Genomic DNA, 21626 nt, shown 5'->3' on the forward strand with positions numbered 1-21626 from the left:
GTTCGGTCGGCTCGTCAGGTCAGCGACCCAGCACCTGGCGGGTCTTCAGTTCGCATTCGAAGAGGAACTCGAAGGCTTCGATCTGGCGCAGGGCATCGCTCATCTGCGCGCCCCAAGTGTAAAGGCCGTGGCCGCGGATCAGGTAGCCCGCGCAGTCGGCGTGCCCCGCCAGCCACTGCTGCACCTGGCCGGCCAGGCGGGCGATGTCCTGGTCGTTGGCGAAGATCGGCACCACCACCCGGCCCTCGTGGGTGGTGACGCCGCTGAAGGCCTTCTGCAGCTCGTAGTCCTCCAGCAGCAGGTAGTCGCCGGGCGTCAGCCGCGACAGCACGGTGGCGTTGACCGAGTGGGTGTGCAGCACCGCGCCGATGTCGGCGCGCCAGGCGTACAGCTGGGTGTGCAGCAGGGTCTCGGCCGAGGGCTTCTTGCCCGGCTCCAGGCTGTTGCCGGCCAGGTCGGTAGCCAGCACGTCGCTGTCGGTCAGCTGGCCCTTGTGCCTGCCGGACACGGTGAGCAGCGCCTGGTCGGCAGCCAGGCGCGCCGAGTAGTTGCTGCTGGTGGCCGGCGACCAGCCGCGGCCGTAGAGGAAGCGGCCGGCCTCAATGATCTGCCGGGTGAGAAGTGCGCGCTTGTCGGTCATCTGGGCGGTCTCGAAGGGTCAGGAGGCAAAAAAAGTATTCACGTGGCGCCGGGCTCGCGCAGGCGCCACACCACGATGCCCGCGGCGAGCAGCGCCGCCAGGCTGGCGATGGCGAAGGTCCAGGCCGGGCCGAGGCTGTTCCAGCTGTAGCCAGCATAGAGCGCGCCCACCGCGGCGCCGGAGCCGGACAGCGCCGCGTACAGCGCCTGCCCCTGCCCTTGCTGGCGGGCGGCGAAGCTGTGGCGCACGAAATGGATGGCCGCGGCGTGGAAGCTGCCGAAGGTCGCCGCGTGCATCACCTGCGCCAGCAGCAGCACCGGCCAGTGATCGGCCAGGTTGCCCAGCAGCAGCCAGCGCAGCGCCGCCAGCAGCAGGCTGGCGAGCAGCACCTGGCGCACCGAGAAGCGCGCCAGCAGGCGGGCCATCACCAGGAACAGGAGGATTTCCGCCAGCACGCCGAGCGCCCACAGCCAGCCGATCTGGGTACGGCTGTAGCCGAGGCTTTCCAGGTGCAGGGTGATGAAGGTGTAGTACGGACCGTGGCTGAGCAGCATCAGCGCCACCGCGCAATAGAACGCCGGCACGCCGGGACGCCGCAGCTGCTGCAGGAAGCCGCCGCGCGCAGCCTCGCTGGCGTGCACCTGCGGCTGGGCGTTGGGAATCCACAGGCTGCTGAGGACGATGGCCAGCATGATGCCGATCAGCGCCCAGGGGTAGGCATCCAGGCTCAGCCGCTCGAACAGCGCGCCGAGGCCGACCACGGTGCAGATGAAGCCGATCGAGCCCCACAGGCGGACCTGGCTGTAGCGCGCCGCCTGCTCGCGCAGGTGCGCCAGGGTGATCACCTCGAACTGCGGCAGTACCGCATGCCAGAAGAACGCATGCAGGGCCATCACCAGCGCCAGCCAGGCGTAGTCCTGGCGGTAGAAGATGCTGGCGAAGCTGACCAGGGTACAGAGCGCACCGAGGCGCACGATCAGCAGGCGCCGGCCGGTGACGTCGCCCAGCCAGCCCCACAGGTTGGGCGCCACGCAGCGCATCAGCATGGGAATCGCCACCAGCTCGCCGATGCGCGCGGCGGAGAAGCCCAGGTGATGGAAATACAGGGCGAGGAACGGCGCCGTCGCGCCGAGCAGGGCGAAGTAGCTGAAGTAGAAGCCGGACAGGCGCCAGTAGGGCAATGCGGAAGTCATGATCTAGCGGGCGCCGGCCGGACTAGCCGAGAAGGCATCCGGCCGGCACCGGCACTCACAGCTGCGGCAGCACCGGGGTGCTCACCTGCACGTTGGCGTTCTGCGCGCGGTGGCGCAGCAGGTGGTCCATCAGCACGATGGCCATCATCGCCTCGGCGATCGGCGTGGCGCGGATGCCGACGCAGGGGTCGTGGCGGCCCTTGGTGATCACTTCCACCGGGTTGCCGTCGACGTCGATGGAGCGCCCGGGGGTGGTGATGCTCGAAGTCGGCTTGAGCGCTAGGTGCGCGACGATCGGCTGGCCGGAAGAGATGCCGCCGAGGATGCCGCCGGCGTGGTTGGACAGGAAGCCCGCCGGGGTCAGCTCGTCGCGATGCTCGGTGCCGCGCTGGGCCACCGCGGCGAAGCCGGCGCCGATCTCCACGCCCTTGACCGCGTTGATGCTCATCAGCGCGTGGGCCAGTTCGGCGTCGAGGCGGTCGAAGATCGGCTCGCCGAGACCCGGCGGCACGCCTTCGGCGACCACGGTGATCTTGGCGCCGACCGAATCCTGGTCGCGGCGCAGCTGGTCCATGTAGACCTCCAGCTCGGCCACCTTGTCCGGATCGGGGCTGAAGAAGGCGTTCTCCTCCACCGAGTCCCAGGTCTTGAACGGGATCTCGATCGGGCCGAGCTGGCTCATGTAGCCGCGCACGGTGATGCCCAGGCCGGCCAGGTACTTCTTGGCGATGGCCCCGGCGGCGACGCGCATGGCGGTCTCGCGCGCCGAGCTGCGGCCGCCGCCGCGGTAGTCGCGCAGGCCGTACTTGTGGTGGTAGGTGTAGTCGGCGTGGGCCGGGCGGAACAGGTCCTTGATCGCCGAGTAGTCCTTGGACTTCTGGTCGGTGTTGCGAATCAGCAGGCCGATCGGGCAGCCGGTGGTCTTGCCCTCGAACACGCCGGAGAGGATTTCCACCTCGTCGGCTTCCTGGCGCTGGGTGGTGTGGCGGCTGGTGCCCGGCTTGCGGCGGTCGAGGTCGCGCTGCAGGTCTTCCAGCGAGATGTCCAGCCCGGGCGGGCAGCCGTCGACGATGGCGACCAGCGCCGGACCATGGCTTTCACCGGCGGTGGTGACGGTGAACAGCTTGCCGTAAGTATTGCCAGACATGCAGGATGCTCCGCGGCGGGAAAAAATGAAGGCCGGCAGTATACCCAAGCGCCCCGCCGCTGGGGAAACGCCGGCTGCGCGCCCCCGCCCGTCCCACCGTCCTTGCCCGGAGTTCCTCCATGCCCAGCACGCGCCTGCTACGGACCGCCCTGCTGCTGACGCTGCTGCTGTGCTGCGCCCCGCTGCGCGCCGCGCCGCCGAGCATCCTGCAATGGCCGGTGGAGCTGCTGGTGCCCGGCGGCCTCCTGCACGGCAGCCTGATGCTGCCCGAAACGGCGCAGCCGGCGCCGGTGGTGCTGATCATCGCCGGCTCCGGACCGACCGACCGCGACGGCAACAATCCCGCCGGGGGCAACAACGACAGCCTCAGGCGCCTGGCCCTGGGCCTGGCCGAGCGCGGCATCGCCAGCCTGCGCTACGACAAGCGCGGCGTGGCCGCCAGCCGCGCGGTGGCACCGCGCGAGGAGCAGTTGAGCGTCGAGGCCTACGTTGCCGATGCGGTGGCCTGGGGCCAACTGCTAAAGGCCGACCCGCGGTTTTCCCAGCTGATCCTGCTCGGCCACAGCGAGGGCGCACTGATCGCAACCCTGGCCGCCGCGGACTCCGGCGCCGATGCGCTGGTCAGCCTCGCCGGCATCGCCCATCCGCTCGGCACGGTGCTGCGCGAGCAGCTGCAGGGACGCCTGCCGCCGACGCTGGCGGCAGAAACCGAAACGATCCTGCGCGAACTGGAACAGGGCCACACGGTGGCCGAGGTTTCGCCGAAGCTGCGGGTATTGCTGCGGCCGAGCGTGCAGCCCTACCTGATCACCCTGCTGCGCCAACGCCCGGCCGAGGCCTTCGCCCAGGTGCCGATCCCGGCGCTGATCGTCCAGGGCACCCGCGACTTCCAGGTCGACGCGCAGGAGGCGCTGCTGTTGCAGCAGGCCAAGCCGGAGGCACAGCTGCTGCTGGTCGAGGGCATGAACCATGTGCTGCGCGTCGTGCCGGCCGATGCGCCGCCGCTGGCGTCCTACAACGACCCGCAGCTGCCGCTGGCGGCGGAGCTGCTGGACGGCCTGGCGCGCTTCATCCTGCCCGCCCCGTAGGGTGCGCCACGCGCACCATTGAGAGCGGCCATTGGGTGCGCATGGCGCACCCTACGCTCAAGACGCCAGGCGTGCGCGGAACAGCGCCTGATGCTGGCGGCACTGCTCGGCGCTGAGCACGAACACGCCATGACCGCCGTTCTCGAACTCGACCCAGGTGAACGCCACTTCCGGATAGGCGGCCTCGACGTGCACCTGGCTGTTGCCCACCTCGATCACCAGCAGGCCGTCGGCGCTCAGGTGGTCGGCCGCCTCGGCGAGCATGCGCCGCACCAGATCCAGGCCATCGGCGCCGCAGGCCAGGCCCATGGCCGGCTCGTGGTGGAACTCGGCCGGCATGTCGGCGAAGTCCTCGGCATCCACATAGGGGGGGTTGGAGACGATCAGGTCGAAGCGCTGCCCCGGCAGGCCGTCGAAGCCGTCGCCTTGCACGGTGTAGACACGCTCCTCCAGCTCGTGGCGCTCGATGTTGAGGTTGGCCACCTCCAGAGCGTCGAACGACAGGTCGGCGAGCACCACCTCGGCCTCCGGGAAGGCATGGGCGCAGGCGATGCCGATGCAGCCGGAGCCGGTGCACAAGTCGAGGATGCGCGTAGGCGTACCCTTCAGCCAGGGCGCGAAGTGCTTGTCGATCAGCTCGGCGATCGGCGAGCGCGGCACCAGCACGCGCTCGTCGACGCAATACGGCTGGCCACAGAACCAAGCCTCGCCGAGCAGGTAGGCCGCCGGAATGCGCTCGTCGATGCGCCGCTGCAGCAGTGCGCGCACCGCTTCCAGCTCGTCCTCCTCCAGACGGCAGTCGAGCCAGCCTTCCGCGGTATCCCAGGGCAGGTGCAGGCCGCCGAGCACCAGCTGGCGCGCCTCGTCCCAGGCGTTGTCGGTACCGTGACCGAAGAACAGCTCGGCGCCATGGAAGCGGCTGACACCCCAGCGGATCAGGTCACGGATGCTTTGCAGACGGCTGTGGTTGGCGCTCATGGCTGGGGTCCTCGGTGATGGGCCGCGCATTCTAGCCGAAGGGCGTCGCCAAGACCCGCGCCGCCACTCGGCAACCTCCCGCGATCGTCAGCTCGGCCGGCTCGGCACGCCGCTCAGCCGCGGCGCATCCGCTGCCGCGCGCTCCGCCAGCCAGTCGGCCAGCGCGCGAAAACGCAGGGTCTCGCGCAGGTCGCGGTGGCACAGCAGCCACAGCTCGCGGCTCAGCTCGACGCCGGACAGCCGGCGCAGTCCGGGCACCTCGCCGACCAGGCAGGGCAGCAGCGCCAGGCCCAGGCCGGCCTGGCAGGCGCGCTGCAACGAGGTCACCGCCGTCACCCGCAGGCGCACGCCACCCTGCGGGTCCTGCTGCTGCAACCAGCGCGCCTCCGGCAGCTGGCCGAGACTCTCGGCGTAGCCCAGCCACGGCAGCCGGCGCCAGTCGTCTGGCCGGGCCGCGGCGAAACGCTCGGCGCCGTACACCGCATAGCCCAGTTCGCCGACCTTGCGCATCACCAGCGCGGCATCCTGGCGTGGCCGCGCCAGGCGCAGGGCGAGATCCGACTCGTGGCGGGTGAACGACAGGTCGCGGTTGTCGCCCAGCAGCTGCAGGTCGAGCTGCGGATGGCGCGCGGCCAGCTCGGGCAGCTGCGGAATCAGCCAGTGGGCGAGGAGGAACTCCACCGAGGTCAGGCGCACGCTGCCGGCCACGCTCTGCGCCTCCTCGCGGGCGGCCAGCAGCATGCCCTGCACGTCGCCCTGCAGGGCCGCGGCGCGCTGCAACAGCACCCGACCGGCCGCCGTCGGCCGGTAGCTGCCTGCGTCGCGCAGAAACAGGCGCACCTGCAGCGCCCGCTCGGCCACCTGCAGGCGCCGGCCGACGGTGGTCGGGTTGACTGCCAGCGCCCGCGCCGCCGCGGCCAGGGTCGCGTGCTGCTCCAGCGCCAGCAGCACGGGAATGTCGTTCCAGTCGAAGGCCATCGCCGGCTCCCTGCAAAAATGCATTGTTGATCGGCACGCCTGAGTCTTCAGCGCCGCCGCCGTCCCGCCCACAATGGTCGCGTCCATCCCCTACCGGAGTACAGCATGAGCGACGCCAAGACCCTGTTCGAACTGACTGGCAGCGGCCACCCAGCCGCCGACCTGCAGCAGGCCACCCTGCTGATCATCGACGCGCAGAACGAGTACCGCAACGGCGACCTGCGCCTGCCCGGCGTCGAGGCCGCCGCCGCGCAGATCCAGCGCCTGCTGGAGGCGGCACGCGCCGCCGGGGCGCCGGTGGTGCACGTGCAGCACATCGGCGTGCCCGGCTACCTGTTCGACCCCGAAGGCCCGCGCGGCGAGATCTTCGCGGAGCTGACCCCGCAAGCGGGCGAAGCCGTGGTGCGCAAGTCGCTGCCCAACGCCTTCGCCCACAGCGAGCTGGATCGCGTGCTGCGCGAGCTGGGCCGCGAGCAGCTGGTGGTCTGCGGCTACATGACCCACATGTGCGTGAGCGCCACGGTGCGCGCCGCCAAGGACCTCGGCTATCGCAGCACGGTGGTCGCCGCCGCCTGCGCCACCCGCGACCTGCCGGGCATCGACGGCATCCTGGTGGACGCCGCCACCCTGCACCGCGTCGAGCTGGCCGCCCTGGCCGACCTGTTCGCCTGCGTGGTGGCGGACGCCGCCGCCCTCGGCGCCTGACCCCACGCACGCGCCGCCGCAGAGCCCCGGCAACCGGCAGGCAGCATCCGCACAGACGCGAAGTTCCGATAGAATTGCGCGTCTGATGCGGAGAGCCAGCATGCAAGACGACGATTTTTCCCAATTTCTCAGCGAGATGCGCGGAGTCAAGCGCATCAAGGTGGAGGAGCGCGCCGACACCGGCAAACCCAAGGCCGATCGCCAGCAAGTCGCCAACCGCCAGCAGAACGCGCTGCTCAGCCAGCAGACCACCACGGTCGACGGGCTGTCCGACCTGTTCGTCATCGACGTCGGCGCCGAGGACGAGCTGTACTGGGTGCGCGACGGCGTGCAGGAAGGCCAGATGCGCAAGCTCAAGGCCGGGCAGATCCCCTTCGAGGGCAGCCTCGACCTGCACGGCATGAACGTGGAGAAGGCGCGCGCCACCCTCTGGGAGTTTCTCGCCGAGGCGGCGCGCTTCGAGGTGCGCTGCGTGCGCGTGACCCACGGCAAGGCGGCGCGCACCGACGGGCGCCGGCCCATGGTCAAGAGCCACGTCAACACCTGGCTGCGCCAGCACCCGCAGGTGCTCGGCTTCACCTCCTGCGTGGCCAAGCATGGCGGCACCGGCGCCGTCTACGTGCTGTTGAAGCGGACCATGCTCGAGGGGCGCGACGAGTAGCCGGGGCGGTTTCAGTTCGGCCCGCTCAGGCCGCTGACTCCGGCCGCAACTCCCCGGCCGCGGTGAAGAACACCCAGGCCAGTGCTGCGCTGGCGGCCAGGCCCGGCAAAAGTGCCGGCACCACCAGCACCCCGCTGGCCGAGCCGGCACCGGCCAGCAGCACCGACCAGACAAACAGGCGCAGCGCCGGGTACGGCTGACGGATACGCCGCAGGCGCAGAGCGAACCACAGCAGACAGAAGCCGAGAGCGACGAACAGGGCGAAGTAGCCGAGTTCCCACCACCCCGCCACCCCGGCGGCCTGGCCGTCGTGCAGTGCAGCGAAGCCGGTCGCCAGCAAGCCGAGCAGGATCTGCAGCGCCACCGGCCCGTCCAGCCCATGCAGCGCGAACCGCGCGGCCAGCAAGGCGCGCAAGCGCAGCAGCAGATAGCCCCAGAGCAGCACCAGCAGCAGGCTCAGCAGATGGGTGAAGGCCAGCGGCGCGAGTTGCGGATGCAGCGCCTGCCACAGGCCCAGCACCAGTAGCACGCAAAAACCGAACAGGTAGCCCAGAGCCAGCGCGCCGAGCACGCGCAACTGGCTGCGGCTCCAGTCGCCGCCGGCGAAGGCCGCCGGCAGATGCTCGTCAAGCAGCGGGGCCTGCGGCGGACGATAGGGATCGTAATCGCGCATCGACCGTGCCCTCCCCGGCTGGCTGCAACTGCGTGACCGGGCGACCTCAGCCGCGCAGCTCGGCCACCACCGCCGCCAGCGCGGCGGCCGGGTCGGCGGCCTGACTGATCGGCCGGCCGATCACCAGGTAATCGGAGCCGGCCTGCAGTGCCTGACGCGGGGTGAGGATGCGCCGCTGGTCGTCCTGGGCACTGCCGGCCGGGCGGATACCCGGGGTCACCAGCTGCAGCTGCGGCTGGGCGGCCTTCAGCGCCGGCGCCTCCTGGGCGGAGCAGACCAGCCCGTCGAGGCCGGCCTGGGCGGCAAGGCCCGCCAGGCGCAGCACCTGCTCCTGCGGCTCGACGTCCAGGCCGATGCCGGCCAGATCCTCGCGCTCCATGCTGGTCAGCACGGTCACGCCGATCAGCAGCGGCTTGGGTCCGCTCAGGGTGTCGAGGGTCTCGCGGCAGGCCGCCATCATGCGCAGGCCGCCGGAGCAGTGCACGTTGACCATCCACACGCCCAGCTCGGCGGCGGCCTTGACTGCCATCGCCGTGGTGTTGGGGATGTCGTGGAATTTCAGGTCGAGGAACACCTCGAAACCCTTGGCGGCCAGCGTCTCGACGATTTGCGGGCCGCAGCAGGTGAACAGCTCCTTGCCGACCTTGACCCGGCACAGTTGCGGATCGAGGCGCTCGGCCAGCGCCAGTGCGGCTTCACGGGCAGGGAAATCCAGGGCGACGATGATCGGGGTCTGGCAGGTCATGGGGCTCTCTCGGCAAGTCGAATCGCCGCGCATTGTAACGCAAGCCCGCGCCGGCCGGCGCGGCGCCAGATCAGGCAAGACAGCCGCGGCGCGCGGCGCTATGGTGAAGGCGACGTCAACAGGAGGAGAAAATCATGCCTTGGTATGCCTGGTTGTTTCTGGCCCTGGCCTTCGGCTCGGTGGTCGGCAGCCTGCTGCTGCTGCGCGACAGCGCCAACAAGATGCCGCTCAGTGAGGAGGAGCTGGAACGCATGCACAAACGCAACGCCGAACAGGATGCCAAGGCCCGCCAGGACGATGGCGAGGACGAATAGCCCCGCGCGGCAACCCGGCTCAGCGGCGGAACTGCAGCTGCAGCTCGGCGCCTTCCACCGAATGCCAGCTATCCTCGTCCTCCTGCCCCGGCTCGTTAGTGATCAGCCGACCACCGAGTTCGAAGCTATTCGCCTCGCCCTTGCTCTCGAACAGGGGCGGCAACAGTGCCGGCGGCTCGCCGGGCCGCTCGCCGTCGCCGCTGCCGGTCGGCAGGCCGAAACCCGACGGGGTTTCGCTGGGCAGGCTGAGGTCCAGCGGCGCCGTGGGCTCCGGCCTTTTTTGCCGAGCAGAAACGTCCGCCTCTTCGGCCGGTGCCGACGGGCGGGGACGCTCAAGCGGCTTGGCTGGCGGCTCGGGTAGCGAGCGGGGCGCGGGGGCCGCGGGCGGCATCGGCGGTGGCGCAGGCGGCGCGGATTCGCCGGCGGGCGGCACAGGAGCTGGAGCTGGAGCTGGAGCTGGAGCTGGAAGCGTATCGGGCGCCGGCGCCGTGGACTGCGGCATGGCGGCCGAAGGTGGCTCCGCCTGCTGCGGTTGGTCTTTCTCGCGATCGGCGTCGCAGGCGGCCAGGCCGAGCGACAGCAGCAAGACCAGAAATGAGCGCACGACTGTCATCGCGGACCTCGCAATGACGGCAGCCGGGACGAGCCGGCTGCCGGCTTTCGCTGATGGCGGACCTCGCAACGCCAAACACATCGGACATCAGCGCGGCACGGGCCCAACTTACTGGCGCTCGGCGCCGAGTTTGCCCTGTTCGTCGGAGAACACGATCTCGACCCGGCGATTCTGCGCCCGTCCATAGGATGAGGCATTGGCCTCCAGCGGGAAAGCCTCGCCATAGCCGCGCACTTCGATGCGCTTGGCGTCGATCCCCAGATCGACCAGCACATCGGCGACCGTCTGCGCCCGCGCACGGGACAGCTGCAGGTTGTCGGCGGCCTTGCCATGGCTGTCGGTATAGCCCTCGATGCGCACGATGCGCTGCGGGTTGAGTTCCAGGAAGCGGTACAGCTTGAGCAGGATGCGATTGGCGTTGAACTTCAGCTCGGCGCGGCCAGTGTCGAACAGTACATCGCCCAGACTCACCACCAGGCCGCGCTCGGTCTCGGTGGCCGCCAGCGCGACCAGCTGCTCCTCGAGCGAGCCGCCCTGCTGCAGGCCGAGCAGCTTGGCCTCGCGCAAGGCCAGCTGCAGACGCTCGCGCTCCAGGCGCAGGCGCTCCAGCTGCTGCTGCTCCGCCGCCTGCACGCCGTGCTCACGGGCAATCGCCCCGTAACGCTGGCTCAGGTAGGCGTAGTGGGCGACATCCTCCTCGCTGCCCCAGTAGTCGGCCAGGCGCTCCGCACGCGCCAGGGAGTCGCCGGCGCGCGTCACGTCCTTGGGCGCAGCGGCCAACACCGCAGGGTCGCTGGCGAGCGACTGGTAGCTGCTGCGGGCCTGCGCCAGGGCCTGTTGCGCGTCCGGATGGGCGGTGGCACAGCCGGCCAGCAGGGCAACGACGCCCAGCCACAGCGGGCGAAAGACGGATGGGTTCACTGCAGGTCTCCCAGCTGGGTGCGCAGGCGCACGATGCTGCTCTTCAGCTCGGCGAGCTGCGCACGGGTCTTGCCGGTCAGGGTCTGCGCCTCAACCAGACGGGCATCCAGCTCGGCACGTTCGGCGAGCATGCGCGCCCGGCGGTAGTGATTGCGCTCGAAAGCCTGGCGCGCAGCCGCCAGCTCGGCCTCGGCCTGGCGCAGCTCTTCCTGTTCGGGGCTGGTACCGACCGCGCGCGCCTGCGTCACGGCCTGCTCGGCCAGTTGCAGCTGCGCGGTCGGCGCCGGATCGCTGGCACAGCCGCTCAGGAGCAGCAGCGCCAGCAGGGCAATAATGCGTTGGGTCATCGAATGAACATCCTGCTTCAGGGAGTCGCCGGCGCCGACGCCTGGTTCTTCCAGCGCTCAAGATTGCGCTGCAGCAGGGTCTGCGGCAGGCCGGCGGCGCGGAATTCTGTCATCTTTTTCGCCAGCTGTCCGCGCAGCCAGGGATCATTGCAGGCCGAGTTGTGCGATAGGGCCAGGTACAGCGGCTCGCTGCCGAGCGCCGGCTCGAGGGCCAGCAACTCCGCGCCCAAGCCCAGACGCTCGACCAGCGCCAGACCGGTATTGCGTTCGAGCAGCAGGTAGTCGACCTTGCCCTGCTGCAGTTGCCGCAAGGCATCGCTGGCCTTGCCGGTACGCTTGAGCTTGAGTTCGTCGACCTGCTGCGCCAGCGCGGCGGAATAACTGCCGGCACCGATCGCCAGACCATTGTGACTGGCCAGATCGGCCCGCCGGCCAAACAGCGGCGCCTTGTCACGCTGCACCCAGACATGCACCGGCACTTCCAGATAGGCCGGATGGACGAAGTCGAACTGCTCGAGACGCGCCAGCGTCAGGTAGCTGCCCGCCAACAGATCGGCCCGACCGCTGACCGCGTCGCCCTCGGCGGCAGAGCGCTTGCCGGCATCGATCACCTCGATCTTCACCTCGAGCGCCTTGCCCAGCTCCTTGAGCAGGTCGGCGCTGGCGCCAATCAGCCGTTGCGGATGCTGCGGATCGCGCCACAGATAGGGAGGCTGGTCCGGATTGCCGGTGGCGATCAGGCGCTCGCACTTGCCGGCGGCCATGACCTGGCCCGAGCCAGCCAGGACCAGCAGCGCCAGTCCCAGGCGCGACAGGGTGGAACGGATGGTCATGCAAACCTCGCAAGTCGGTTGCCGGCGCCGCCGGAAAGGATGGCGGCTAGTTTAGGGCAGAGCGGCCCGCCGCCGGCAAGCGGATTTCCCCCGCGCACAAAAAACCCGCTCCGAAGAGCGGGTTTCGGCAGCGCCCGAAAGACCTTACAGAGCCTTTTCCAGCTCCGGCACGAGGTCGAACAGGTCGCCAACCAGGCCGTAGTCGGCCACCTGGAAGATCGGCGCCTCCTCGTCCTTGTTGATCGCCACGATCACCTTGGAGTCCTTCATGCCTGCCAGGTGCTGGATGGCACCGGAGATACCCACTGCGATGTACAGCTGCGGGGCAACGATCTTGCCGGTCTGGCCGACCTGCATGTCGTTGGGCACGAAACCGGCATCGACGGCGGCACGCGAAGCGCCGACGGCGGCGCCGAGCTTGTCGGCCAGCTTGTACAGCAGGGCGAAGTTGTCGCCGTTCTGCATGCCGCGACCACCGGAGACGATGACCTTGGCCGCGGTCAGCTCGGGACGCTCGGACTTGGCCAGCTCCTCGGCGACGAAGCTGGAAATGCCGGCATCGGCACCCGCACCGATGGCCTCGATGCTCGCGGAACCACCTTCGGCAGCTGCGGCGTCGAAGCCGGTACCACGCACGGTGATCACTTTCACGGCTGCCGAGGACTGCACGGTGGCGATGGCGTTGCCAGCATAGATCGGACGCTGGAAGGTGTCCGGGGCGAGGACCTTGATGATCTCGGAGATCTGGTCGACATCCAGCAGCGCGGCGACGCGCGGCAGCACGTTCTTGCCAGTGGTGGTGGCAGCAGCCAGCACATGGCTGTAGCCCTTGCCCAGCTCGGCGACCAGCGGGGCGAGGTTTTCCGGCAGCTGGTGAGCCAGCGCGGCGCTGTCGGCAACCAGCACCTTGCTGACACCGGCGACCTTGGCGGCCGCTTCGGCGACGGCGGCGCAACCGGCCCCGGCGACCAGCACATGGATGTCGCCACCGATCTGCTGGGCGGCGGCCACGGTGTTCAGGGTCGCAGCACCCAGCGCTGCGTTGTTGTGCTCAGCGATAACCAGGATAGCCATCAGATCACCTTCGCTTCGTTCTTCAGTTTCTCGACCAGCTCGGCCACGGACTTGACCTTGATGCCGGCACTGCGGGCAGCCGGGGCTTCGACCTTGAGGGTCTTCACGGTCGAGGCGGTGGACACGCCCAGCGCGTCGGGAGTGACCACATCGAGCGGCTTCTTCTTGGCCTTCATGATGTTCGGCAAGGAGGCGTAGCGCGGCTCGTTGAGGCGCAGGTCGGTGGTGACGATGGCCGGCAGGTTGAGGGCCACGGTCTGCAGGCCGCCGTCGATTTCGCGGGTGACGTTGACCTTGTCGCCGGCGACCTCGACCTTGGAGGCGAAGGTGCCCTGGGCGAAGCCGGTCAGCGCAGCGAGCATCTGTCCGGTCTGGTTGTTGTCGCTGTCGATGGCCTGCTTGCCAAGGATAACCAGCTGCGGCTGCTCTTTATCGACGACGGCTTTCAGCAGCTTGGCCACGGCCAAGGAGTTCAGCTCCTCGGCGGTTTCCACCAGGATGGCGCGATCGACACCGAGGGCCAGGGCGGTACGCAGCTGCTCCTGGGCCTGGGTCGGGCCGACGGACACGGCGACGATCTCGGTGGCGACGCCCTTCTCCTTCAGACGCACCGCTTCTTCCACGGCGATCTCGCAGAAGGGGTTCATCGACATCTTGACGTTGGCCAGCTCAACGCCGGAGTTGTCCGCCTTGACGCGAACCTTGACGTTGTAGTCGACCACTCGTTTGACAGCTACCAGAATCTTCATGGATTCCTCGTGTTTTCCGGGGAGTTGATAGGGTATCGCCAAGGCGTACCAGGCCGGGCTGCCCGTCGGGTGGGACCGACTCTCAGCTATACCGCGACCAGCAAAAACATCGTATGTTGACCGCATCCCCTACCTCGGTCAATACGACAAAACTTCCACTGTGTAAGCGCCAGACTTTAAGATAAGCGCATCAGCCGGCGCGTGAGCAAACGCTTGTACCGGCCTGGCCATACATCGTAGTTATATTGCGCCGCACAAAAACCGCCCTTGCGGACTCCAAGAAGCAGACTGCCAGCCTTGAGTTAGGAGATTAGAGAGTGGAACGCGAATACATGGAATTCGACGTCGTCGTCGTCGGCGCCGGCCCCGCCGGTCTGTCCGCCGCCTGCCGACTGAAGCAGAAGGCCGCCGAAGCCGGCCAGGAGCTCAGCGTCTGCGTGGTGGAAAAAGGCTCCGAAGTCGGCGCCCACATCCTCTCCGGCGCGGTGTTCGAGCCGCGCGCGCTCAACGAACTGTTCCCCGACTGGAAGGACCTCGGTGCGCCGCTCAATACCCCGGTCAAGCGCGACGACATCTACCTGTTCAAGAATGCCGACGCCGCCACCCGGATTCCCGACTTCGCCGTGCCCAAGACCATGCACAACGAAGGCAACTACATCATCTCGCTGGGCAACCTGTGCCGCTGGCTGGCCCAGCAGGCCGAGAACCTCGGCGTCGAGATCTACCCGGGCTTCGCCGCCCAGGAAGCGCTGATCGACGACAAGGGCGTGGTGCGCGGCATCGTCACCGGCGATCTGGGCGTCGACCACGCGGGCAACCCCAAGGACGGCCTGTACACCCCGGGCATGGAACTGCGCGCCAAATACACCCTGTTCGCCGAAGGCTGCCGCGGCCACATCGGCAAGCAGCTGATCAAGCGCTACAAGCTCGACGCCAAGGCCGACGCCCAGCACTACGGCATCGGCATCAAGGAACTGTGGGAAGTCGATCCGAGCAAGCACGAGCAGGGCCTGGTGGTGCACACCGCCGGCTGGCCGCTGAACGACGAGAATCCGGGCGGCTCCTTCCTCTACCACCTGGAGAACAATCAGGTGGTGGTCGGCCTGATCGTCGACCTGGCCTACAGCAACCCGCACCTGTCGCCCTTCGACGAGTTCCAGCGCTACAAGCACCATCCGGTGATCAAGCAGTACCTGGAAGGCGGCAAGCGCATCAGCTATGGCGCCCGCGCCATCTGCAAGGGCGGCCTCAACTCGCTGCCGAAGATGGTCTTCCCCGGCGGCGCGCTGATCGGCTGCGATCTGGGCACCCTCAACTTCGCCAAGATCAAGGGCAGCCACACCGCGATGAAGTCCGGCATGCTGGCCGCCGAGGCGATCGTCGAGGCGCTGGGCGCCGGTCGCGAGGGCGGCGACGAGCTGAACAACTACGTCAAGGCGTTCGAAAACAGCTGGCTGTACGACGAGCTGTTCTGCAGCCGCAACTTCGGTCCGGCCATCCACAAGTTCGGCGCCATCCTCGGCGGCGCGTTCAACTTCGTCGACCAGAACCTGTTCGGCGGCAAGATCCCGGTCACCCTGCACGACAACAAGCCGGACTACGCCTGCCTGAAGCCGGCTGCTGCGTGCGCGAAGATCGACTACCCCAAGCCGGACGGCAAGCTGAGCTTCGACAAGCTGTCCTCGGTGTTCCTCTCCAACACCAACCACGAGGAAGACCAGCCCTGCCACCTGAAGCTGGCCGATGCCTCGATCCCGCTGGGCAAGAACCTGCCGCTGTACGACGAGCCGGCGCAGCGCTACTGCCCGGCCGGGGTGTACGAGATCGTTACCCAGGAAAACGGCGAGAAGAAGTTCCAGATCAACGCGCAGAACTGCGTGCACTGCAAGACCTGCGACATCAAGGACCCGGCGCAGAACATCACCTGGGTGGCCCCGGAAGGCACCGGCGGACCGAACTATCCCAACATGTAACACGCGCGCCAGAAAGGCTCCCTCGGGAGCCTTTCTGCTTTCTGGAGCAGACTCTACTCCGGCTGCGGCGCGACCGGGAAGAACTCGCCACCGCTCCACAGCCCCAGCCAGAGCTGGCCGTCGATCTGCCGCGGTACCAGCAGCTCGACCAGCTGGTAGAACACGTTGCGGTGGATCAGTGCCTCGAGGTTGGTACGCACATGTACATAGGGCGCCGGCTCGCCGGTCTGCGCGTCCAGCACGACCCGCAGCGGGTGCTCGCTCCCGGCCACCACTTCGTCCTCGACATTGGTGCGAAAGCGCAGCCGCTGCGCCTCTCCTGCGCCTTCCACCTCGACCTCGACTGCCACGAAGGGCACGTCATCGACGCGGATGCCGACCTTCTCAACCGGCGTAACCAGAAAGTAGTCGTCGCCATCGCGACGCAGGATGGTGGAGAACAGCCGCACCATCGGCTTGCGCCCGATCGGCGTGCCCATGTAGAACCAGCTGCCGTCGCGGGCAATGCGCATGTCGATATCGCCACAGAAGGGCGGATTCCACAGATGCACCGGGGGCAGACCTTTGCCCGGCGTCACCGGAATTTGCTGCAGCAGGTCGCCCGCCTTGTCCGATTGGTTCATTGTCATCCCCTGTGAAGTTTCCGCTGGCGCGCTTGCGCTTATTATTTACCCGGCAACCGAATACGTCATTCCTGGACAAACGGCAATGCCGCCCGAACGCGGCCAGCTTGCTAGCCCATCCCGCCCCACCCGCTTTGCACGGAGCCCGACATGACTGCATGGCACGACGAATTCCCCCAGGAGCCTGGCCTGCGCTACCTCAATCACGCCGCCGTCGCCCCCTGGCCACGCCGCGCCAGCCAGGCGGTGAGCGCCTTTGCCGAGCAGAACATGCGCGTCGGCGCCCGCGACTACCCCCAATGGCTGCAGCTTGAGCAGCGCCTGCGCACCCGCCTGACCCGCCTGCTCAACGCCCCGTCCAGCGCCGACGTGGCGCTGGTGAAGAACACCTCGGAAGCGCTGTCGTTCGTCGCCTTCGGCCTCGACTGGCGCGCCGGCGACCAGGTGGTGATCAGCAACCAGGAATTCCCCTCCAACCGCGTGGTGTGGGAGGCGCTGCGCCCGCAGGGCGTGGAGGTGATCGAGGTGAGCCTGGCCGGCGCCGATCCCGAGGCCGCCCTGCTCCAAGCCTGCACGCCGCGCACCCGCCTGCTGGCCATCAGCGCGGTGCAGTACGCCAGCGGCCTGCGCCTGGACATGGCGCGCCTCGGTGCCGGCTGCCAGCAGCGCGGGGTGCTGCTGTGCATCGACGCCATCCAGCAGCTGGGTGCCCAGCCGTTCGATGTGCAGGCCAGCCAGTGCGCCTTTGCCATGGCCGACGGCCACAAGTGGATGCTCGGCGCGGAGGGGCTCGGGGTGTTCTACTGCCGTAGCGACCTGCGCGAGCAGCTGAAGCTGCACGAATACGGCTGGCATATGCTGGAAGATGCCGGCAACTACGACCGGCGCGACTGGCAGCCGGCCAAGAGCGCACGGCGCTTCGAGTGCGGCAGCCCGAACATGCTCGGCGCGGTGGCCCTGGAGGCCAGCCTGGCGCTGCTCGAGGACGTCGGCCTGGCGCAAGTGGCCAGCCTGATCGAGGCGCGCATCGCCCGGCTGCATGCGGGGATCGCCGCCCTGCCCGGCGCCAGCCTGCTGAGTCCGCCGGAACCGGAGCGCCGCGCCGGGATTCTCACCTTCAGCCTGGCCGGCTGGGAGCATCCGCGGCTGTTCGAGACCCTGAAACAGCAGCAGGTGGTATGCGCCCAGCGCGGCGGCGGCATCCGCCTGTCGCCGCACTTCTATACGCCGGAGCCGGTGATCGAGGAAACCCTGGAACTGCTGCGGCGACTGCGCTGAGGGCGAGCCGCCGGGATGAATCCAGCCAACCGGGCGGCTTTGCACTCAACAGCTGCGGAACTATTTCAAATCCGTACTAAAACAGAGGGGATCCTGCCGGCAAAGCAGCGGATGCTGGTCAATAATGCTTACTACTGATGTACGGCACTTCCCCCAGTGTCCATCAGGCGGAACGGTGAGGAAGGCTTGTTCCGGTTTCACTCCTAATGGTCTTGGCCCGGATTCCCCCCCAGAGTCCGGGTTTTTTTTGTCTGCGCGCGGCTCAGACCGCCAGGGGAAACAAGCGCTGAAAGTTGGCCGTGGTCTGCTCGGCCAGGGTCTCGAAGGCCACGCCGCGCAGCCCGGCGAGGAACTCGGCGACGTCGCGCACATACTCCGGCAGGTTCGGCTTGCCACGGTGGGGCACCGGCGCCAGATAGGGCGCATCGGTTTCCACCAGCAGACGGTCGGCGGGGATGCGCCGCGCCACCTCGCGCAGGGCCTCGGCATTGCGGAAGGTGACGATGCCGGACAGGGAGATGTAGTAACCCAGGTCCAGCGCCGCCTTGGCCATCTCCCAGTCCTCGGTGAAGCAGTGCAGCACGCCGGCCTGTGGCAGGTCGGCCGCGCGCAGCATGTCCAGGGTGTCCTGGCGCGCTTCGCGGGTATGCACGATCACCGGCTTGCCGGTCTGCTGCGCCGCCTCGAGGTGCAGGCGGAAACTGGCCTGTTGCAACGTGGCCGCTTCCGGCTGGTAGTGGTAGTCCAGACCGGTTTCGCCGATGGCCACCACCCGCGGATGGTCCAGCTCGTGGAGCAGCCAGTCGAGTGCCGGCTCGGCACCGGGCTCAAGATCCAGCGGGTGCACACCAATCGAGCAATACACGTCAGCGTGGCTTGCCGCCAGCCGGCGCACCGCCGCGGCGTTGTCCGCACTGATGCCGATGCACAGGAAGCGGCCGACGCCGCGGGCACGTGCCGCCGCCAGCGCGGCGTCGAGCGAACCGCCGTGGGCCGCGAGGTCCAAGCGATCGAGATGGCAATGGGAGTCTACGAGCATCGTCACATCGTCAGGGTCGGCCGCTCGGACTTGAGCGCACCGGCCAGGTAGGTTTCGATCTTGTTGCGGGTGGTGTGGTCGCCGTCGTTGAGCTGTACGCCAACCCCGGCCACGCGGTTGCTCTGCGCGCCCTTGGGGGTGACCCACACCACCTTGCCGGCAACCGGGATCTTTTCCGGCTCGTCCATCAGGCTCAGCAACATGAAGACCTCGTCACCCAGGCGATACGTCTTGTTGGTGGAAATGAACAGGCCGCCGTTGCGCACGAAGGGCATGTAGGCCGCATACAGCTGGGCCTTGTCCTTCAGGGTAAGAGACAGGATGGCGTTACGTCCGCCAATGGGAGGCATGCTCATGAGGGGCTTCCAGGACTGATCCGATGGCCGATTCTAGCCCGCCAGCGGCAGGCTTGCCCACCGCACCAGCAGGGCTTCGAGAAGCAGTACGCGATTGAGGTTGGCCTTGCCGAGCACCTTCTGGCGCTGCGCCAGCAGCCACTCCTGCAACTCCAGCACCGCCGGCAGCGGCGCGCGTTCGGCAAGGTAGCGCATCACCTTGCTCATCTGCGCAGCGCCCAGCCCGGCCTCGTCCCCCGTCATGCGAAAACGCAGCACCAGCAGCAGCCACTCGCAGAACCAGTCGAGCAGCAGGGGCAGGGGCACATTCTTCCAGCCCTCGGCCAGCTCGGAAGGCGCCGCCTGCTGCTTGAGCAGCTTCTTCACGCCCTCCTCCACCAGCAGACGCTGCTCCAGCACACCGTCCTGATACAACTGCAGGGCACGCAGCGGCGACCCGGCCGCCAGCTCGAGCAGGCGCTGATGCACAGCCCCCTCCTGCTCCGGCAGGCGGCCGGCCAGCCAGGCCAGCCCCGCCGCCGCCCCCGGCAGCGGGCAGGCCTGCTGCTGACAGCGGCTCTTGATGGTCGGCAGCAGACGGCTGGGCTGGTGGCTGACCAGCAGCAGCACGGTGTCGCCAGCGGGCTCTTCCAGGCTTTTCAGCAGGGCATTGGCGGCATTCAGGTTCATCGCCTCGGCCGGTTCGAGCAGAACCAGCTTGCGCCCGCCGAGCTGGGCGGTCTGCGCCACGAAGTCGACCAGCTCGCGCACCTGGTCGACGCGGATCGGCTTGTCCGCCTCCTCCGGCTGCAGCTCAAAGAAGTCCGGATGGGTACCGGCGCGCAGCAGCAGGCAGGCCTTGCACTGGCCGCAGGCGTCGCCGGCAAGCGGAGCACTGCACAGCAGTGCCGCGGCCAGGCGCTCGGCCAGCGCGCGCTTGCCGATGCCGGCCGGGCCGTGCAGCAGGTAGGCGTGGGCATGCCGCTCGCGCCGGCTGAGCTGCTGCCACAAGCCCTCCTGCCAGGGATAGGCCTCAGCCACGCGCGCGCTCCAGCAGTTCGGGCAGCAGGCCATCGAGCTGCGCCTGTACCGCTGCCAGCGGCTGGGCGGCATCCAGCAGGCGGTAGCGCGCCGGCGTCTGGCGGGCGCGGACCAGATAGGCCTGGCGCACCGCCTCGAAGAAGTCCTGGGCTTCCTGCTCGAAGCGATCCAGCCGGCCGCGCGCCGCGGCGCGGGCCAGGCCAACCTCGACCGGCAGGTCGAACACCAGGGTCAGGTCCGGGCGCAGACTGCCCTGGACAAAATCCTCCAGCAGCGCGATGCGCTCCAGCGACAGGCCGCGCCCGCCGCCCTGATAGGCGTAGGTGGCGTCGGTAAAGCGGTCGCAGAGCACCACCTTGCCGGCGGCCAGGGCCGGGCGGATCACCTGTGCCAAGTGCTGGGCGCGCGCGGCGAACACCAGCAGCAGTTCGGTATCGGCTGCCATCGGCTCGGCGCTGGGGGTCAGCAGCAGCTCGCGGATGCGCTCGGCCAGCGGCGTGCCGCCCGGCTCGCGGGTCAGCAGTACGTCGCAGCCAGCGCTTTTCAGTCGCTCGGCCAGGTACTCGCGATTGGTGCTCTTGCCTGCCCCTTCGGGGCCTTCGAGGGTGATGAACAGGCCACTCACTGGGCTTTTCCTTGTGTCGGCGCGGCCGGACTGGAACGATAGTCCTCGCGCCGCTTGAGCTGGAATTCGCGCACCGCGCGGTTGTGTTCGTCGAGCGTGCGCGAAAACACGTGGGTGCCGTCGCCGCGGGCGACGAAGTACAGGCTGTCGCCGGCGGCCGGATGCAGTGCGGCGTGGATCGCTTCGCGACCGACCATGGCGATCGGCGTCGGCGGCAGCCCCGGGTGCAGATAGGTGTTGTACGGCGTCGGCTCGCGCAGGTGTGCACGGGTCAGGTTGCCGGCATAGCGCTCGCCCAGCCCGTAGATCACCGCCGGATCGGTCTGCAGCAGCATGCCCAGGCGCAGGCGGCGGATGAACAGGCCGGCGATCGCTTCGCGCTCCTCGGCCACGCCGGTTTCCTTCTCCACCAGCGAGGCCATGATCAGCGCCTGATAGGGCTCGCGATAGGGCAATCCCTCGGCACGCTGGCCCCACTCCTCATCCAGCACCTGAGTCAGCCGCTCATGGGCCTGGCGCAGCAGGTCGATGTCGCGCATGCCGCGCACGTAGCGATAGGTATCGGGAAAGAAGCGCCCTTCCGGGTGCTGACCATCGAGACCGAGACGCTGCATCACCGCCGCATCGTCCAGGCTGGCCAGGGTTTGCTCCAGGCGCTCCTGACTGACCAGCGCGGCGCGCAACTGCCGGAAGCTCCAGCCTTCGACCAGGGTCAGGCTGTACTGCACGACCTCGCCGCGCCGCCACAGATCAAGCAGGTCGCGCCCGGTCAGCCCCGGGGTCAGGCGATATTCGCCGCTGTGCAGGGCCTTGCCGTCGAGATTGAAGCGCCAGTACAGGCGCAGCCACAAGGCGCCATCCAGCACGCCCTCGTCTTCTAGCCGGTTCAGCACGCCGCCGGGCGTGGCGCCCGCGGGCACCTCGATCAGGCGCTCCTCGGCAATCGCCAGCGGCCGCTGCAGGGCCACTTGCTGCTGCCAGCCGGTGAATGCCACGAGCAGCCCCGCCAGCAGCAGACCGCCCTCCAGCAGGTACAGCAGGGTACGTTTCACA

Annotated in this window: 25 protein-coding genes; 6 read left to right on the forward strand and 19 right to left on the reverse strand. The window is 68.5% G+C overall.

Going from position 1 to position 21626, the window contains the following annotated elements; all coding sequences use genetic code 11:
• Positions 1–19 precede the first annotated feature (19 nt).
• The 3 genes from KRX52_RS00535 to aroC are packed head-to-tail and all read right to left on the reverse strand — an operon-like array spanning position 20 to position 2980.
• Positions 20–640 carry a methylthioribulose 1-phosphate dehydratase gene (locus KRX52_RS00535; protein ID WP_217679195.1) on the reverse strand — a complete coding sequence of 207 codons (621 nt, stop codon included), beginning with the start codon at positions 638–640 and terminating at the stop codon, positions 20–22.
• A 38-nt stretch (positions 641–678) separates the two neighbouring features.
• Positions 679–1833 (reverse strand): MFS transporter, encoded by a 1155-nt coding sequence (locus KRX52_RS00540; RefSeq protein ID WP_217679196.1) that lies wholly within the window; start codon positions 1831–1833, stop codon positions 679–681.
• Positions 1834–1888: 55 nt separating this feature from the next.
• Positions 1889–2980, reverse strand: coding sequence for a chorismate synthase (aroC, locus tag KRX52_RS00545; protein WP_217679197.1), 1092 nt, complete (start codon positions 2978–2980; stop codon positions 1889–1891).
• 119 nt (positions 2981–3099) lie between these two features.
• Between aroC and KRX52_RS00550 the strand changes: the two genes are divergently transcribed.
• A complete protein-coding gene (locus KRX52_RS00550; RefSeq protein ID WP_217679198.1) occupies positions 3100–4068 on the forward strand; it encodes an alpha/beta hydrolase in 969 nt (322 codons plus the stop codon).
• A gap of 57 nt (positions 4069–4125) precedes the next feature.
• On the opposite strand, the gene prmB is transcribed toward KRX52_RS00550, so the two are convergent.
• Positions 4126–5046 carry a 50S ribosomal protein L3 N(5)-glutamine methyltransferase gene (prmB, locus tag KRX52_RS00555; protein WP_217679199.1) on the reverse strand — a complete coding sequence of 307 codons (921 nt, stop codon included), beginning with the start codon at positions 5044–5046 and terminating at the stop codon, positions 4126–4128.
• 87 nt (positions 5047–5133) lie between these two features.
• Complete coding sequence (locus KRX52_RS00560) at positions 5134–6024, reverse strand: LysR family transcriptional regulator (RefSeq protein WP_217679200.1); 891 nt, start codon at positions 6022–6024, stop codon at positions 5134–5136.
• 105 nt (positions 6025–6129) lie between these two features.
• Between KRX52_RS00560 and KRX52_RS00565 the strand changes: the two genes are divergently transcribed.
• Positions 6130–6729, forward strand: coding sequence for a cysteine hydrolase family protein (locus KRX52_RS00565; protein WP_217679201.1), 600 nt, complete (start codon positions 6130–6132; stop codon positions 6727–6729).
• A 100-nt stretch (positions 6730–6829) separates the two neighbouring features.
• Entirely contained in the window at positions 6830–7390 is a 561-nt protein-coding gene (locus KRX52_RS00570; RefSeq protein ID WP_217679202.1) for a Smr/MutS family protein, read from the forward strand.
• Positions 7391–7415: 25 nt separating this feature from the next.
• Here KRX52_RS00570 and KRX52_RS00575 read toward each other — a convergent pair whose 3' ends face one another.
• A complete protein-coding gene (locus KRX52_RS00575; protein ID WP_217679203.1) occupies positions 7416–8063 on the reverse strand; it encodes a hypothetical protein in 648 nt (215 codons plus the stop codon).
• A gap of 46 nt (positions 8064–8109) precedes the next feature.
• Positions 8110–8808, reverse strand: coding sequence for an orotidine-5'-phosphate decarboxylase (gene pyrF, locus KRX52_RS00580; RefSeq protein WP_217679204.1), 699 nt, complete (start codon positions 8806–8808; stop codon positions 8110–8112).
• A 134-nt stretch (positions 8809–8942) separates the two neighbouring features.
• Here pyrF and KRX52_RS00585 point away from each other — a divergent pair, with 134 nt between their 5' ends.
• A complete protein-coding gene (locus KRX52_RS00585) occupies positions 8943–9122 on the forward strand; it encodes a DUF2897 family protein (protein WP_217679205.1) in 180 nt (59 codons plus the stop codon).
• 19 nt (positions 9123–9141) lie between these two features.
• On the opposite strand, the gene KRX52_RS00590 is transcribed toward KRX52_RS00585, so the two are convergent.
• The 6 genes from KRX52_RS00590 to KRX52_RS00615 form a co-directional block, all read right to left on the reverse strand.
• A complete protein-coding gene (locus KRX52_RS00590; RefSeq protein ID WP_217679206.1) occupies positions 9142–9735 on the reverse strand; it encodes a hypothetical protein in 594 nt (197 codons plus the stop codon).
• Positions 9736–9843: 108 nt separating this feature from the next.
• On the reverse strand, positions 9844–10656 hold the full coding sequence (locus KRX52_RS00595; RefSeq protein ID WP_367890513.1) for an OmpA family protein: 813 nt from the start codon (positions 10654–10656) through the stop codon (positions 9844–9846).
• Positions 10653–11003: a DUF4398 domain-containing protein gene (locus tag KRX52_RS00600; RefSeq protein WP_217679207.1), complete on the reverse strand. Its 351-nt coding sequence runs from the start codon at positions 11001–11003 to the stop codon at positions 10653–10655. Before KRX52_RS00600 ends, KRX52_RS00595 begins: the two co-directional genes overlap by 4 nt.
• Positions 11004–11020: 17 nt before the next feature.
• Positions 11021–11836, reverse strand: coding sequence for a substrate-binding periplasmic protein (locus tag KRX52_RS00605; protein ID WP_217679208.1), 816 nt, complete (start codon positions 11834–11836; stop codon positions 11021–11023).
• A gap of 144 nt (positions 11837–11980) precedes the next feature.
• On the reverse strand, positions 11981–12910 hold the full coding sequence (locus KRX52_RS00610; RefSeq protein ID WP_217679209.1) for an electron transfer flavoprotein subunit alpha/FixB family protein: 930 nt from the start codon (positions 12908–12910) through the stop codon (positions 11981–11983).
• Positions 12910–13659 (reverse strand): electron transfer flavoprotein subunit beta/FixA family protein, encoded by a 750-nt coding sequence (locus tag KRX52_RS00615; RefSeq protein WP_217679210.1) that lies wholly within the window; start codon positions 13657–13659, stop codon positions 12910–12912. Before KRX52_RS00615 ends, KRX52_RS00610 begins: the two co-directional genes overlap by 1 nt.
• Positions 13660–13976: 317 nt before the next feature.
• Here KRX52_RS00615 and KRX52_RS00620 point away from each other — a divergent pair, with 317 nt between their 5' ends.
• A complete protein-coding gene (locus KRX52_RS00620) occupies positions 13977–15632 on the forward strand; it encodes an electron transfer flavoprotein-ubiquinone oxidoreductase (protein ID WP_217679211.1) in 1656 nt (551 codons plus the stop codon).
• A gap of 53 nt (positions 15633–15685) precedes the next feature.
• Here the strand turns inward: KRX52_RS00620 and KRX52_RS00625 are convergent, their stop codons facing one another.
• A complete protein-coding gene (locus tag KRX52_RS00625) occupies positions 15686–16255 on the reverse strand; it encodes a DUF1285 domain-containing protein (RefSeq protein WP_217679212.1) in 570 nt (189 codons plus the stop codon).
• Between the two features lie 150 nt (positions 16256–16405).
• On the opposite strand from KRX52_RS00625, the gene KRX52_RS00630 reads away from it, so the two are divergent.
• On the forward strand, positions 16406–17533 hold the full coding sequence (locus KRX52_RS00630; protein ID WP_217679213.1) for an aminotransferase class V-fold PLP-dependent enzyme: 1128 nt from the start codon (positions 16406–16408) through the stop codon (positions 17531–17533).
• Positions 17534–17795: 262 nt separating this feature from the next.
• Here the strand turns inward: KRX52_RS00630 and KRX52_RS00635 are convergent, their stop codons facing one another.
• From KRX52_RS00635 to mltG, 5 genes are read right to left on the reverse strand one after another with little or no spacing between them, the layout of a single operon-like run.
• Positions 17796–18572: a TatD family hydrolase gene (locus KRX52_RS00635; protein WP_217679214.1), complete on the reverse strand. Its 777-nt coding sequence runs from the start codon at positions 18570–18572 to the stop codon at positions 17796–17798.
• A 2-nt stretch (positions 18573–18574) separates the two neighbouring features.
• The gene (locus tag KRX52_RS00640) at positions 18575–18928 is read right to left on the reverse strand and encodes a PilZ domain-containing protein (protein ID WP_217679215.1); all 354 of its coding nucleotides are present in this window, start codon (positions 18926–18928) and stop codon (positions 18575–18577) included.
• A 33-nt stretch (positions 18929–18961) separates the two neighbouring features.
• The gene (locus KRX52_RS00645; protein ID WP_217679216.1) at positions 18962–19948 is read right to left on the reverse strand and encodes a DNA polymerase III subunit delta'; all 987 of its coding nucleotides are present in this window, start codon (positions 19946–19948) and stop codon (positions 18962–18964) included.
• Complete coding sequence (gene tmk, locus KRX52_RS00650) at positions 19941–20573, reverse strand: dTMP kinase (protein ID WP_217679217.1); 633 nt, start codon at positions 20571–20573, stop codon at positions 19941–19943. Before tmk ends, KRX52_RS00645 begins: the two co-directional genes overlap by 8 nt.
• Positions 20570–21625, reverse strand: a complete 1056-nt coding sequence (gene mltG, locus KRX52_RS00655) for an endolytic transglycosylase MltG (RefSeq protein ID WP_217679218.1) — start codon at positions 21623–21625, stop codon at positions 20570–20572. Before mltG ends, tmk begins: the two co-directional genes overlap by 4 nt.
• Between the last annotated feature and the right edge of the window lies 1 nt (position 21626).

This window comes from Geopseudomonas aromaticivorans (genome assembly GCF_019097855.1).
In the GTDB taxonomy this organism is placed as follows: Bacteria; Pseudomonadota; Gammaproteobacteria; order Pseudomonadales; family Pseudomonadaceae; genus Geopseudomonas; species Geopseudomonas aromaticivorans.